Source organism: Aeromonas sp. 95A (assembly GCF_051919235.1).
In the GTDB taxonomy this organism is placed as follows: domain Bacteria; phylum Pseudomonadota; class Gammaproteobacteria; order Enterobacterales; family Aeromonadaceae; genus Aeromonas; species Aeromonas veronii.
Genome location: NZ_JBQBFC010000001.1, coordinates 4,028,110 through 4,042,192, shown reverse-complemented (window position 1 = coordinate 4,042,192; position 14,083 = coordinate 4,028,110). Strand labels below are relative to the sequence as shown.

14 protein-coding genes and 1 pseudogene are annotated in these 14,083 nt (G+C 51.2%); 8 read left to right on the top strand and 7 right to left on the bottom strand.

What is annotated here, in order from left to right; translation table 11 throughout:
* The first annotated feature begins 335 nt into the window (after positions 1 to 335).
* The 3 genes from ACTG2U_RS18545 to ACTG2U_RS18535 all read left to right on the top strand — a co-directional run bounded on the left by ACTG2U_RS18545 (position 336) and on the right by ACTG2U_RS18535 (position 1,718).
* The gene (locus ACTG2U_RS18545; RefSeq protein ID WP_236563321.1) at positions 336 to 635 is read left to right on the top strand and encodes a hypothetical protein; all 300 of its coding nucleotides are present in this window, start codon (positions 336 to 338) and stop codon (positions 633 to 635) included.
* 353 nt (positions 636 to 988) lie between these two features.
* On the top strand, positions 989 to 1,396 hold the full coding sequence (locus tag ACTG2U_RS18540; protein WP_139441704.1) for an H-NS family histone-like protein: 408 nt from the start codon (positions 989 to 991) through the stop codon (positions 1,394 to 1,396).
* A 61-nt stretch (positions 1,397 to 1,457) separates the two neighbouring features.
* Positions 1,458 to 1,718, top strand: coding sequence for a hypothetical protein (locus ACTG2U_RS18535; protein ID WP_042020035.1), 261 nt, complete (start codon positions 1,458 to 1,460; stop codon positions 1,716 to 1,718).
* 76 nt (positions 1,719 to 1,794) lie between these two features.
* On the opposite strand, the gene ACTG2U_RS18530 is transcribed toward ACTG2U_RS18535, so the two are convergent.
* The gene (locus ACTG2U_RS18530; protein ID WP_439974908.1) at positions 1,795 to 1,983 is read right to left on the bottom strand and encodes a hypothetical protein; all 189 of its coding nucleotides are present in this window, start codon (positions 1,981 to 1,983) and stop codon (positions 1,795 to 1,797) included.
* Positions 1,984 to 2,121: 138 nt separating this feature from the next.
* Between ACTG2U_RS18530 and ACTG2U_RS18525 the strand changes: the two genes are divergently transcribed.
* Complete coding sequence (locus ACTG2U_RS18525) at positions 2,122 to 3,264, top strand: IS4-like element ISAs18 family transposase (RefSeq protein ID WP_041204923.1); 1,143 nt, start codon at positions 2,122 to 2,124, stop codon at positions 3,262 to 3,264.
* Positions 3,265 to 3,268: 4 nt separating this feature from the next.
* On the opposite strand, the gene ACTG2U_RS18520 is transcribed toward ACTG2U_RS18525, so the two are convergent.
* From ACTG2U_RS18520 to iteA, 4 genes and pseudogenes are all read right to left on the bottom strand, one after another.
* A complete protein-coding gene (locus ACTG2U_RS18520; protein ID WP_439975135.1) occupies positions 3,269 to 3,892 on the bottom strand; it encodes a Fic family protein in 624 nt (207 codons plus the stop codon).
* 66 nt (positions 3,893 to 3,958) lie between these two features.
* Positions 3,959 to 4,192 (bottom strand): annotated as a pseudogene (locus ACTG2U_RS18515) (DUF4172 domain-containing protein); the annotation flags it as partial.
* A 450-nt stretch (positions 4,193 to 4,642) separates the two neighbouring features.
* Positions 4,643 to 6,925: a S8 family anti-phage peptidase IteS gene (iteS, locus tag ACTG2U_RS18510; protein ID WP_139442192.1), complete on the bottom strand. Its 2,283-nt coding sequence runs from the start codon at positions 6,923 to 6,925 to the stop codon at positions 4,643 to 4,645.
* Complete coding sequence (iteA, locus tag ACTG2U_RS18505) at positions 6,897 to 8,054, bottom strand: anti-phage ATPase IteA (protein WP_118854724.1); 1,158 nt, start codon at positions 8,052 to 8,054, stop codon at positions 6,897 to 6,899. Before iteA ends, iteS begins: the two co-directional genes overlap by 29 nt.
* Before the next feature lie 940 nt (positions 8,055 to 8,994).
* Here iteA and trhP point away from each other — a divergent pair.
* Positions 8,995 to 10,356, top strand: coding sequence for a prephenate-dependent tRNA uridine(34) hydroxylase TrhP (gene trhP, locus ACTG2U_RS18500; protein WP_005334895.1), 1,362 nt, complete (start codon positions 8,995 to 8,997; stop codon positions 10,354 to 10,356).
* 1 nt (position 10,357) lies between these two features.
* Entirely contained in the window at positions 10,358 to 10,606 is a 249-nt protein-coding gene (locus ACTG2U_RS18495; RefSeq protein WP_005334896.1) for a YfhL family 4Fe-4S dicluster ferredoxin, read from the top strand.
* A 56-nt stretch (positions 10,607 to 10,662) separates the two neighbouring features.
* Here ACTG2U_RS18495 and ACTG2U_RS18490 read toward each other — a convergent pair whose 3' ends face one another.
* Positions 10,663 to 11,055 (bottom strand): DUF1090 domain-containing protein, encoded by a 393-nt coding sequence (locus ACTG2U_RS18490; RefSeq protein ID WP_005334898.1) that lies wholly within the window; start codon positions 11,053 to 11,055, stop codon positions 10,663 to 10,665.
* Between the two features lie 158 nt (positions 11,056 to 11,213).
* Between ACTG2U_RS18490 and ACTG2U_RS18485 the strand changes: the two genes are divergently transcribed.
* Positions 11,214 to 11,567 (top strand): DsrE/DsrF/TusD sulfur relay family protein, encoded by a 354-nt coding sequence (locus ACTG2U_RS18485; protein ID WP_041210722.1) that lies wholly within the window; start codon positions 11,214 to 11,216, stop codon positions 11,565 to 11,567.
* Positions 11,568 to 11,742: 175 nt separating this feature from the next.
* Positions 11,743 to 12,825, top strand: coding sequence for a diguanylate cyclase domain-containing protein (locus ACTG2U_RS18480; RefSeq protein WP_159144170.1), 1,083 nt, complete (start codon positions 11,743 to 11,745; stop codon positions 12,823 to 12,825).
* Between the two features lie 34 nt (positions 12,826 to 12,859).
* On the opposite strand, the gene ACTG2U_RS18475 is transcribed toward ACTG2U_RS18480, so the two are convergent.
* Positions 12,860 to 14,083, bottom strand: a complete 1,224-nt coding sequence (locus tag ACTG2U_RS18475; protein ID WP_439974907.1) for an MFS transporter — start codon at positions 14,081 to 14,083, stop codon at positions 12,860 to 12,862.

Here is a 14,083-nt window from a genome sequence, read left to right as displayed (position 1 = left end):
GAGACTTGAATTCTCATATATTTACTATGCTATAACCAAGCTAGCTAGCCGAGAGAACATTCAGTGACCATCAATTTTGATTATCGTTGTGGAATCTTAGAGGCAGCCGACACAAAAACTGGCCGAGAATGGTGTTGGTACAAATGCGACCCCGAGGTTACCAGAACTGAAAATGGCGAGTTATTGAGTTCGATAGATGTTCCTATCGGTGCCACTGTTGTCGAGGTGAAAGCTCTCATTCGCATGGATACCAAAAAGTAACTAAAAACAGGTTGCACCATATATAGTCAGTCCGCGTATGATAACTCCTATTCTCATCAGATTAGGAGCTTAGCATGCTCGTAAAAGAAATTGTGCCAACAGAACAGGTCGTTGACATTCTCTGTGATGTCTGTGGTCGTAGTACAAAAACGAATTTTGGAACCAATCAATACGGCTCGTTATCGGCGGATTTTGGCTATGGTTCCTGTCACGATGGTGAGCGTTATCTGGTGCATCTGTGTGAAATGTGTTTTTTCGGTATACTCGCAACAATGAGGGAGATGCATCGCGGGGATCATATGTTTGACGATGACTATGAGGCCGCAGACCCAAATACATTTGGGCGTGATTATTCTAATAGGGAGATAATCTGAATAGTATGCCCCTATATTCGAGGTTGTGTGGAGAGAACTATTTCCTATCATCGACTCATTCTGTGAGCCAATGATATTCTCCAATCGGCTCATTTCGTGAGCCGATCAAGATCGTTCATCGGCTCATCTGGTGAGGTGGTCTCAACGCTCACTACCACCTAGATTTAATTTTTGGTTACATAGTTTCATTGCAGGTTGGAGCTAGGCCACTAAACAGATCCGAACGCGATTTCGCTCACGTCTTTTTGAATAATGCTACTTCTACAATCGTCTTGGTGCCAAAAACAGTGGTGCTAATGCTGGGGTTGAGAGATAATTTCACTGATATAAAAGTGTGATACATGAGGATAAAAATGAACGATTTTTTGAAAACTTTGTTGAATATCCGTAGTCTGCGAGCTGCATTGCGTGAGTTGTCATTTGAGCAACTGGTCGAAGTTAAAGAAAAATTGGATGAGGTTTTTGCTGAGCGTGAGCAGCAAGAAACCAAATTGAGAGAGGAATCTGCCGAGCGCCTGCAAAAACTGGCTGAGTTTGCCGAGCTGCTGAAAGGCGCTGGCATAGATCCGAGTGAGCTGGTTGGTACTGCAACCACTGCAAAAGCAGAGGGTACAGTAAAGAGCAAGCGCGCTCCCCGTCCTGCAAAATACAAATACATCGAAGATGGCCAGGAAAAGACCTGGACTGGTCAGGGCCGCATGCCCAAGACCATCTCAGAAGCAGTGGCTAATGGTCGAGCATTGGAAGAGTTCTTGATCTAGTGCTGAGAGCCCATGCCTGCTCGGCGTGGGCCTTTAATTCTATCTGTAGTAGGAGCACCGTATGGGGAGGACATTAGAGGATATCATCGAGTCGGAATCATCCGAGGTAGTCCAGAGAGCCAAGGAGCATGCCGAAGAGCTGCGAGTTCGTATCGCTGTGACCAAACTGCTTTCAAATATCGGGGCGGGTGATGTTCCTGAAATTGATGCCGATGTTCTAAATAGTTTATTGTCGCTCAAAAGGTCTGTTGAGAGATATGACTGTCGGCTGAGTTTACTCGTTCATATGCCTGACGGCACTCATCATGGTGTCAACATTTAACTAAAGAGCGTCATTGGTACGTCAATCGCAGATCTCATCTACCAAATGAAATTAACGCCCCCATGGCGATGCTTTTTCAAACCCCCTCAGTGTGCAAGCGGATCTGGTAGCGTGTATTGCGTCCGCCACCAGGTAATTTCTCAATGCACCCCCTCTCCACCAATTCAGCCAGATGGCGTGTAGCCGTCGCCTTGCTGACTCCGGCGACTTTTTGATATTGACTGGCGTTGATGCCATTTTCAAAACCCTGTTGGCCGCCATCCAATAAACGGTTAACAACCTTGGTTTGCTCTGGACTGAGACCGTCATGACCTTAACCATCCCCTCATATGAGCGAGGCGTGGCGCGGCTTCTGAGGTATGATCGCCATCCTTGACCAGCTAATACCCAACAGACTATCCCCATGTTTAACCACGAACTAATCCTCAACCACATCGACGATATATTTGGACAGGACATGCATGCTAAGCGTGTTCTTTCCCTCGCCAATGCTACCCTCGGGGTTATCGAGTCAGGTTCACTGGCCATCCACGCCATCGGTAGTGGCCTCTCCTTGGCCAACGGTCTCGAACGTAAACATGCGGTTAAACAGGTGGATCGCCTGCTCACTAACACCAAGCTCAATGTCTGGAGCCTCTTTGACGATTGGGTGCCCTATGTGGTCGGTGAACGTACCGAGATCGTAGTCTCCATGGACTGGACCGAATTCGATGCCGATGATCACAGTACCTTGGTTATCAGCCTGCAAACCAACCACGGTCGCAGTACTCCGCTGCTGTGGAAAACCCATCGGAAATCGTTGCTCAAAGGGCAACGCAATGCCCATGAGAAAGAGCTGCTCACCAAGCTCAAGCAGACGTTGCCAGAGGGTATCTTCGTGACGGTAGTAGCTGACCGCGGCTTTGGTTACATGGAGCTGTTCGAACGCCTGGAGCAAGAGCTAGGCTTTGCTTATCTCATTAGATTTAAAGGAAATGTTTTGGTTGGTTACCCTGGTGTAGAGCAGGTTCCAGCTCGGGACTGGCTAACGCCGACCGGGCGCACCCGAACCCTCAAAGCGGTGGAGCTAACTGGGCAGCGACAGCCTGTCGAACGGGTCTATTGTTGTCATAAGAGTGGCATGAAAGACGCGTGGTTTCTGGCCAGTAACCGGACCGACCTGAGCGCCGCCAAGGCGTTGCAACTATACGGCCAGCGCTGGGGTATCGAGACCAGTTTTCGTGATATCAAAGATTACAAATTCGGCATGGGTATGGGAGATGTGCACATCAGTAATCCGGTCCGGCGCGACCGACTGTTTTTATTCAGTGCCCTGGCCATCGTCTTGCTGACGCTGCTGGGTAAGGCTGGAGACAGTGTCGGTCTAGAGAGAACGATCAAGGTCAATACCAGCAAGAGCCGAACCTATTCGTTCTTTCGGCAAGGGGTCATCTATTACCAGTTGTTACCTAAAATGAAAGAAGCCAATGCGGTCTTGTTGATGGATAAATTTATCTACTACCTGAAGCAACACCGCTTATATACCCGCACACTTGGAATTATTTGAGTCTCTAAAAATGAGGGGATCTCTGAGCGTCATGACAGTGCCGCAACCAGAAATGTGTCTTGGCAAGAGAACGGTCAATAACCTGTAATGCCAGTTCTAGGGTGTAATCCAGCGTATCGAGAAACCAACAGATCCAGGAGGTAATATCTAGCGAGCCCCTCTGCGCTGACTCAAGCGCTCGATAGTAGTCACCCCGCAGCTCTAGAATCGCAACTGACATGGCATACAGCCGGATGCTGTGGCTGTCAGCCTGTGACAGCGCGAGATCGGTCAATGCCCGCGTGAGCCGCCCATTGCCATCATCAACGGGATGCAGGGTCACGAACCAGAAATGACAGATCGCCGCACGAAGCAGTGGATCCATCGTGGGGTCATGCTGAGTCTGGTTAAACCAGGGGATGAACTCGGCCAGTTGATCGTCCAGAGCGGCTCTGGGTGGAGCCTCAAAATGCACGGTAGGGCGATCAACACGCCCAGAGACAACCAGCATCGGCTCATCTCCTCGCAACTGCCCTACGTTCATTGGCTGTACCGACCATTCGTTGACAGGGAACAGCCAACGATGCCATTGGTAAAGTCGTTCAATTGTCAGTGGTTGTTCATGGTTGTCGATGGCATCCAGCATCATGGCCGCGAGCCCCTCTGAGCGCTCTGATACTGGATAGGACTGAGTTTGTGAGCTCCCTAACCGCCTAGCCAGGGAAGATCGCACGGATTGGGCATTGAGACGTTCGCCTTCGATAGCGGACGAGGCGATGATGTTAGCCAATAACGTGTCCAACGTTTGGTCGGGGTTCCCCAACCTGGAATGACTACCGATTAGAATTCCCTGTCTGCGTTGAACCTGCCGTAATCTGGGCAATATCTCGCTATCCCGCCAACGAAAATGGGGCCAGTCGGCTTGTTGCCAAATCCAAAATGGTTCCATCATTTCCTCATTCAACGTGCCAGGGTTTCAATAATGAGCCGACCCCGCCCATCATTCAACTCAATGTTTGAGCCGAATATAACACATGCAGCAGACCAACAGAGCTGGTAGTGATGATGCAGTCCCAGGGAAAACTCAGGCCGTCTGGTTGTGTATAGCAATAGGGACACACAGGGCAATCTGGTAGCAGGTCATTAATGGGAGGGGCAAACTGGGCTGCTGCAACCGCGCTGAGCAATATGTCTTTGTCGAACAAAGAGTTGTGGGAACAGGGTAAGGAGATGTTGGAAAACTTGGGTATCCATGATGAATGCCCTCAAGGTGATGACCTATTCCAAGACTAGCCTTCCAACACGTAATTGGGACTGTGCCTAATTTTAATGCCTAGAATCATATGAAAAAATCAGTATTGAGGCCATCATGAAAGACGACCTTAATATGAAGTAAGTATTATGCTTGCACTGTAACAGGTACGTGGACTGGTAGTTGATTATGAACCCAGTTATTCAACTGTAACGCCCTAATCCCGTCAGAATGGACATTAGGATCGCCATCTAGAGACCTTAGTGTAACGATAATTGAAACAGGCAAAGCATCTTTTAGAGGTGCTTCAAAAGCTCGTAATGTTAGTCCTGCTTGAAGAGCCCAGTTTTCCCCTTCACACCCTCTTGGGAACCTTTTTCTATGAATTTTAACTGGAGACCACTTTCCTCCATGCTCAATCTGAGCGATCTCGTAACCACTGTCACCATCCTCTCCTTCCATTGGAACCCTTCCCGTTATATTGTCGCCATCTAAAACACCAAAGCTTAGCTCAACATTCGCTCTAACATATTCACTCCCTGCACTAGGGTCTAGAGGTGGTGCATAAGTGGCAGTTATAACTATTTCCCCACGAAACTTTCCATCTTTTATTAGTGAGGATGGGATAGGATAATTTGGTTTTCGCCATCTCATTCCAGGAATAAGATTTGCTTCGAACACAAGGGTGAAACTGTCGTCACTATCAAAAAGTACACCCATAATGTCATCTGGTCTACCAGAGCCGAAGTATCGGCGTTCAAAAGGGCTATAATCTGGTGATGATAATTGAGCTGAGTGAATCATCAATGCTTTGATTAATGAAGGGTTAGGAGTTAACTCCGGATGCTCAGAAATGGCTTGCCATGCATGTGCCGCCATGCTGGAAGCAACAGGTGCAGCAAAGCTAGTACCAAAATTACCTGCGAGTTGATTGTATGGTGTTAACACATTCAAGCTGCTTGAGCCAACAGTCCATGGGGTGTGTACCCCACCGCCCACATGACATATATCAGGTTTAGGTGTAAATACTGGACCAGGACCACGACGTGAATAGGGTGCCGGTTCTCCAACCATGGATAATGCTCCAGAACCATCAGCATGTGTTATTGATGCAACCGTCAATGCCCTCACTGACTCACCAGGGCTTGATACTCGATCAGTTTTTATCGCAGGATTAGGCCAACTTCGGCGAGGAATATCAATATAATTCCCCGCAGCAACGACAAATAAAATCCCATATTCATCACTGAGTTCGTCAAGTAACATAGAAAAATCACTAAACTCAGTCTCGCTGCAAGCCTGTGCGCCGAGAGACAAATTCCAGACCTTTATTTCTGGTTTTTTTCGTACTGCATCACGTAAACGAAGCTCAAGATCACTCATGGAAGATCCATTTACTTCCAGTGCAATAACATCATGTACTGTACACTGAGTATTCGGGAGCCAAGAATTTCCTTTATTAAAATGAGAACCCGCAGATACCAAAGACGCAACTGCTGTACCATGAGCATAATCAGTATCTGGCGGAAGAATATATGTATCTTTAGATATAATCCAATCTGATATAGCGCTCGCATTAGGGCTAACACCAGTATCAAAAACTGCAACAGTAGGTGTCATTGACAAATTAGGTATTGATGAACCTGCTTTCAGGTCAGCATTAAAATCATTAGATGTAACCGTTGACGACCTAAAGATTGGCTCAGCAATAATCTGCCTCATTCCTGGATATGTTAGAAGAAACTCAAGTTTATCTTTATCTAAAAGATCTAGTTTATCCACAGAGAAAAGTGGAAGCCCACGGTGACGTTGCAATTCACAACCCTTTATCCCCAGATAACGGAATAGGCTAATAGCTCCATTGTAATTACTTACGTTAAAATCATCCTTCGCATACTGAAACAGTCTTATTATCGCCCGCCCTCTTTCTAACAAATAGTCAACGCCTTCTGGGTTGCGTTTCTGACGAGTCCAAGGTTCAATGGTCTCAATAGCACTCAGATTTGCTTGAATCGCTTTGGTATTTCTCTTAAGAATTACATTTCTTAATTTATCAAGCGACTCTCTACCACCCGAAACTAGCATTTCATTTAATGCAGCATGACCTGCTGAGGCAAGTCCTGACTCAGCAGTTACGGTTATAGGTCTATGAGTCTTAGCTATACCAATATCTCTGAGTTTAAAAATAATAGTAGACTGATATCCTGGGTGCTGCCTTTGTTCATCCAAAAGATGACCTGCTGCGATATCCAAGCTTTTGGCAAGATTCTGTCTATAGTTATCATTTATCTCAACGAGAATCTTTCCACCACCGCCACCACCTCGATCAATTGAACCAAGGTCTTGGCTTGAAAAGGGAATATGTATAAATGGGTTTTCTACTTTTGCTTTCAACCCTTCTCTAGACGGTGGAGCAGATTTCTTCGCCATTTAAGTTCATCTCCTTAAGAACATTGGTAACATGGCGAGTGGAGATCTTATAGAGTTTAGCTAGACTCCTATAGGAAAATCTCTTTGAATCCCAAGCTCTCAGCCATCTAATTTCAGACTCAATTGTTGATAAGAGAATTCCATTAGCTAGTGCAATCGTCAATCCCAAGCGACGAAAAAGTTGAGCTTCATCAATTTCTGATGCTCCAGAAAGAACTACATTACGTTTTACATCTAAGCATATCTGCTCGATATTGGCACCAGTAACTCCTTCGGAAGCAACTACAAGCCCATCCATGTCTAATCCAGTTGGTGCAAATGGCTTCAAAAATTGCTCCCATAGCAGACATCTTAGTGAGTCATCAGGAGCTGGCATTGGAATGCGAAAGCCAAAACGCCGCCAAATGGCTGGGTCTAGTAACTGATCATGATTTGTGGCAGCAACCAAGATTGTTGAATCAGGAAGGGCATCAATATTCTGCAACAAAGCAATGACTACTCGTTGTAGTTCACCAACATCCCTTTCATTACCGCGAGCTCCAGCGAGTGCATCAAACTCATCGAGAAAGAGGATGCATGGAGATTGCTGGGAATATTCAAACACTCTGCGTAAGTTACGGCTTGTTTGTCCCAGTAGGCTACTAACCAATGTATCGCACCGAACAGTTAGAAGAGGAAGTTCAAGCCGTGCAGCAACATAACGAGCGAGTCTAGTTTTCCCTGTGCCTGGAGGGCCGTACACAAGCAGCCTGCTCGGCATTGCTACTCCAGCTTTAGCCAAGTCATCATAGTGATTGATATTGACTAAATATTCAGATACTCGTTCTTCAATTGCACTGGGGAGCAACAAATTCGTCTCGCCTAGTATCGGATGGCTAACGTCAACAGTGTGTAAGCGACTTTCCCCATCAACTGGCAAGTTACCAAAGCTGATCCCTCTAGATGCATCCTGAGCACTTGCAAGAGCTGCTGGAGCCCGCGCTAGTCGCTCTCTTATCATGAGAGCTTGGCGAGTCTCTCCACTCTGCTCAAGTTTATCAGCCAATAAGCCCGCATAGTTTGTAGCCATACTTGCATTTGCTTTCAGCGCTCCATCCAGAATTTTAAGAATCTCAGATAAATGTTCCATAACAAATGAATCTCAGTCGTCGTATCGTTTCATTGTAGCGCACTCCTGCCACGAAATTCTCGGATTTTGTTTCAGTTTTTCTGTGTTTTGTTTCGAATTTTGGCTTGATAGTTCCGCTTGAGTGACATCGGCTGGAGCAGGCTAATCCTAGACACTCAGCTTACAGGCACATCAAACAAGCCTCGATTAAGGCTCTCCATCGATCTAGAAGCTTTTTATTGACCAGAAAGTCACGAGAGCTTGAAGGTTAGGACTTGACAAACACGCCAAAAATAAGAATTGCTGTGATAAGAATGAAGGCTACTTGATTTAGAGCATGATAAGGAATATCGCGTCTTTCGAGGCCGGTTAGCCGTCGTGGAGGATATGCTGAAGTATTGATTTACTAGGGACCTAGTTCAGACATAGGTTGTGAGACGAGCCATTTAGTGGATACTCATTTTCGTTTCGGAGGATTCTTGTGATCTTGCAGCTTACGCTGCATGGGGCCACACCCAAGAGACTGCCATTAGGGTATCTCTTGTCCCCCATAACTACCTGTCGTTGTCACATTTCAGTTTAACTCACTGTCCGCAAAAACAAATATTGACCCTACCCATGAGACTAATCGTGCCTGTTGATCTCGAATCAGCTAGTTACTCCTTTCCAAATAGCTCATGGTTGTCGGTGATGATGAGCTGATGAATCAGGATAGCACGGAGGGACTCACACAGACCCACTCATCATGTCATGTTGCGACCTAACGCTCTGCTAGTACAGTTGCACCGAAATCAACTCAGCAAAGCTGTGTACTGTTGGGTTTGGTGGTAAAATATTTATGGTTTGGAAACCCCCGACTACACACGGCTATACACTATAAAAAATACGTGATAAGCCATTGTTTAATAGGAACTATTAGGTAGTTCCGTCCTGATTTGCAATCAGATATAAAGAGTCCGCCATGTTTAAACCAGAATTGCTCTCCCCCGCAGGTTCCCTCAAGAACATGCGTTACGCCTACGCCTATGGCGCCGATGCCGTCTATGCCGGCCAGCCCCGCTACAGCCTGCGGGTGCGCAACAACGAATTCGATCACGAAAACCTGCAGCTGGGCATCAACGAAGCCCATGCACTGGGCAAGCAGTTCTATGTGGTGGCCAACATCCAGCCCCACAACTCCAAGCTCAAGACCTTTATCCGCGACATGCGCCCTGTGGTGGAGATGAAGCCGGATGCGCTGATCATGTCCGACCCAGGTCTCATCATGATGATGCGTGAAGCCTTCCCGGATATGCCCATTCACCTCTCGGTGCAGGCCAACGCGGTCAACTGGGCCACGGTGAAGTTCTGGCATCAAATGGGCCTGACCCGCGCCATCCTCTCCCGCGAGCTGTCGCTGGACGAGATCGAAGAGATCCGCATGCAGGTACCGGAGATGGAGCTGGAAGTGTTCGTTCACGGCGCGCTGTGCATGGCCTACTCCGGCCGCTGCCTACTCTCCGGCTATATCAACAAGCGTGACCCCAACCAGGGCACCTGCACCAACTCCTGCCGCTGGGAGTACAAGGTGCACGAAGGTAAAGAAGATGACGTGGGCCAGATCGTCCACCGTCAGGAACCCATCGCAGTGCGTCCGGACAACACGCTAGGCCTTGGCAAGCCGACCGATGCCCTGGTGCTGCTGGAAGAGTCCAACCGCCCGGGCGAGTACATGAGCGCGTTCGAGGACGAACACGGCACCTACATCATGAACTCCAAGGACTTGCGCGCGGTCGAGCACGTCGAGCGACTGACCAAGATGGGCGTTCACTCCCTGAAAATCGAAGGGCGCACCAAATCCTTCTACTACTGCGCACGTACCGCTCAGGTTTACCGCAAGGCCATCGACGATGCGGTAGCGGGTCGTCCGTTCGACCGCAGCCTGATGGGCACCCTCGAAAATCTGGCCCACCGCGGCTATACCGAGGGCTTCCTGCGCCGTCACAACCACAGCGAATACCAGAACTACGACTACGGCTACTCCGTCTCCGACACCCAGCAGTTTGTCGGCGAGATCACCGGTCGCAAAGGTGACATGGTCGAGGTCGAGGTGAAGAACAAGTTCCTGGTGGGCAACAACCTGGAGCTGATGACCCCGCAGGGCAACGTCCGTTTCAATCTGGAGCAGATGGAGAACCGCAAAGGGGAGCTTATCGACACCGCGCCGGGCAACGGTCACGTAGTCTATGTGCCGGTCCCGAAAGATCTGGATGTGAACTACGGCATCCTGCTGCGCAATCTGGGCGACAGCCAGGATACCCGCAACCCGCACACGGCGGCCTGAAATGGCGCTGCTCATCACCGACAAGTGCATCAACTGTGACATGTGCGATCCCGAGTGCCCCAACCAGGCTATCAGCCTGGGTGAGGAGATCTACGAGATCGACCCCAGTCGCTGCACCGAGTGCGTCGGTCACTATGAGAAGCCGACCTGCATCAGTGTCTGCCCTATCGACTGCATCATCTGGGATCCAGCTCATGTGGAAACCGAAGATCAGCTGATGGAGAAGTTTGTGCGGATGCACAGGCAATAAAACGAAAAAAGGCCGAGCAATCGGCCTTTTTTGATCCTGCGTGCAGCGGCTGGCCATCACTTGCCGACCAGCCGGATCAGTTTGTCCAGCTCCCGCTGGGCCTCCAGCATCCGGGTCTGGGACTCCTCCAGCCTGGCCTGCCGCTTGGCAATCTTCTCCGGTTTGCCACTGACTCTCGCCTCCTGCAGCTCGAGCAGACGCTCATCCACCTCGCCACGCAGTTTGTTAACCCGCTCTTTCTGCTCCTTGAGCAGACCTTCATCGGTACAGTTGGCCTTGATATTGCGCGCGGCCTGTTCCAGCCCGGCAATCTGCCCGGCATTGTTGTGTGCTTTGGCAAACACCAGCTGGTCGTTGACGGCCTGCAGACGGGCCTTGCAACCGACCGCCTCACTGCCAAAGGCCTGACCCGCCAACAGCAGCAAGCCGGCTCCCAATACTTTCCACATCTCGATTCATCCGGTCTTGTTTGCGAGCTGACCATAAAAACCTCGATCAGCAGCAGGGTCAAGCAAGCGGGAAAAAGGTGCGACAGAAGTTGTGCAACATCACGCAATTGGCACCCTGTTGGTTCTACAATGGCGCTCTTTCCAATCGGGAGTCTGTTATGAATCAACAAATTGTGGTCATTGCCAACGGTGCCCCCTATGGCAGCGAATCCCTGTTCAACGCCCTGCGTCTCGCTATCGCCCTCAACGAACAGGGTGGTGCCAGCCTGAAGCTGTTCCTGATGTCCGATGCGGTGAGTGCAGCACTGGCCGGTCAGGCACCGGCCGAGGGATACAACCTGCGCCAGATGCTGGAGATCCTGCTGGCGCAAGGCGTCACCATTCGCCTGTGCAAGACCTGCACCGATGCCCGTGGCATCACCGCCCTGCCGCTGATCGAGGGCATTGAGATCGGCACCCTGCCGATGCTGGCCCAATGGACCTTGGCGGCCGACAAGGTGCTGACGTTCTGACCTCCCCCTCCGGATCTCTTGCCCCTTTAGCCCTCATCTGACCCTCCATGGCCCCCGCCATACGGGGGCATTGCGCGCGCCGCCAGCCTCACTGACTACACTATCAGTTGCCACGCCTGCTTGTTTGTCCCACCTCACGGACAGCGTAACGCCCAGTAATAAACCGAGGACGACGATGAATCCGACCGAACAGACCCTGCTTGAGCAGATGAGGATCACCGACTTCGAAATTGCCCATCGCAAGGAGTTATTGCTGCTCAATGAGCAGGATGTGGCGCGGCTGGCGAGTTATTGCAGCAAGATAGAACCACGGATCGACGCCCTGGTGGATCGCTTCTACCAGCAGCAGACGGCCATCACCGAAATCGCCCTGTTGATCGGGGATGCTGATACCCTCATACGGTTGCGCACCGCGCAACGGCGCTATGTGCTCGATCTCTTCAGCGGCCATTACGATCTGGAGTACGTCAACAACCGGCTGCGGATCGGGTTGGTTCACAAGCGGATCGGGGTCGAACCCAAGCTCTATCTGGCCGCCATCAACACCCTCAAAGCCCTGCTGATCGAGGATATGTTCGAGCAGATCCACGATGAGCCGGAGCGCCTCGTCATGCTGGCCGCACTGGACAAACTCTTTCTGTTCGACATCACTCTGGTCTTCGAAACCTACATTCGCAGTCTGGTGTCGGAAATAGAGTCCTCCAGAGAGAAGTCGGAGAACTATGCCAAGAGTCTGGAGCAGAAAGTACGCGAGCGTACCAAACAACTGGAGGAGCTGAACCGCACCGATGCCCTGACCGGATTGCTCAACGTTCGCCACCTCAACGAGCTGTTGCTGCTGAGCCTGCGCACCTGTCAGCGCCGTGCCGAACCCATGGCCATCGCCTATCTCGATATCGACAACTTCAAGCAAATCAACGATACCGAAGGTCATCAGCGCGGAGACGAGATCCTGCGCATCGTTGGCAACTGCATCCGTCAGGTCTTTCGCGCCGAAGACAGCTGCTTTCGTTATGGCGGAGATGAATTCTGCCTGATCCTGCCCAACTGCAACGAGAGTCAGGCGCGGGATATCTATCTCAAACGATTGATCAACACCGTCAAGGAGCAGCTGGGCGATCTCACCCTCAGTATCGGCATAGTGCAAACCGGGCCGGAGCACTACGACGACGGGCTAAACCTGATCCGGCTCGCCGACGAGAGGATGTACGCAGCCAAGAAGGCGCTCAAAGAGAAGACGCCGGGTAGCACGCACTGAACATTCAGCATCACAGATCCCCGCATTAACCGGGTCAGCTCCGCTCAACCACAGACGAGGCCACAGCGGGACGCTGTACTCTGGCCCCCCACTCATAGAGCGCAAAAATCGCCACACAAAGCAGCGCCATCAGCACATAGAGCAACTGCCCGCTCCACTGCTCGAGGATCCAGCCTCCCAGCAGGGCGCCTGCGGCCCCTCCCAACCCGGCCAGTGCGCTGGCACCAAAGTAGCTCCCCTTGAGGTGGGTAGGAGCCATCTGGTCGATCAGCACGTTGAGCAGGGGGAAGAGGATGGTCTCGCCGATGCTGAGCAACAGCACGGCACCAAACCAGTGGCTGCGCACCATCGGGTCCCCCAGCGCGAAGAGCAGCTGGGCCGCCAGAAAGAGCGCCATGCCGATATGAAGCCGCACCCGCACCGGCCAGCGTGACAACAACCGCAGCAGCGGAAACTGCAGCAGCACCACGGTCAGGGCATTGGTCGCCACCAGCAGGGCAACCAGCTCGGCCACCTGCGGCATACCGGCCCTAGTCAGGTATTGCACCAGCGGCGAGTGAAACTGGGAGTAGACCAGCACCATCAGGAGATTGGCCATCACCAGCAGCAGGAAGGCGCGATCCGCCAGCAACACCTTGATGGCATCCCGCAAGCCGGGCCCGGCAGTCCCCGGCTTGCCTGTGCTGCCAGCCCGGCAAAAGCCCCAGCCAAAGGCCAGCGCCAGCAGCAGATAGCTCACCACCAGAAACAGGAAGGTCTCCTGCTGGGCGTTGATCCCGAGGGTCACCCCGAGCAGCGGCCCCAACGCAGCCCCCAGGTTGAGCAGAAAATAGCGCAGGTGCAGTGCCAGCTCCCGCGCCTTGGCCGAGGCCAGACTGTCGGCCATCAGTGCCTTTCCGGGGGCATCGATGAGCCCTGACGAGAGGCCGCTGCCCATCACCCCAACCCCGAGCCAGAACACCTCGTGCGAAAAACCGAGCAGGCCGAAACAGATCATCGCCACCAGACAACCGGCCAGCAGTATGCTGCGCAGCCCGAAGCGATCAGAGAGCCAGCCGCCGTAGAAGCTGACCAGGGTAGAGAGGGCCATTGAGCCCCCCAGCAACAGGCCAATGAAGGTGGCCGAAAGGTCATACTCCCGATAGAGCAGAATGGAGAGGAAGGGCCACACCATGTAGTAGCTGGTACGCACCATAAAGGTGCCCAGAATGACGATCCAGACCAGCGGGGTAAATTGCCTGAAGGTGCTCCATGACAT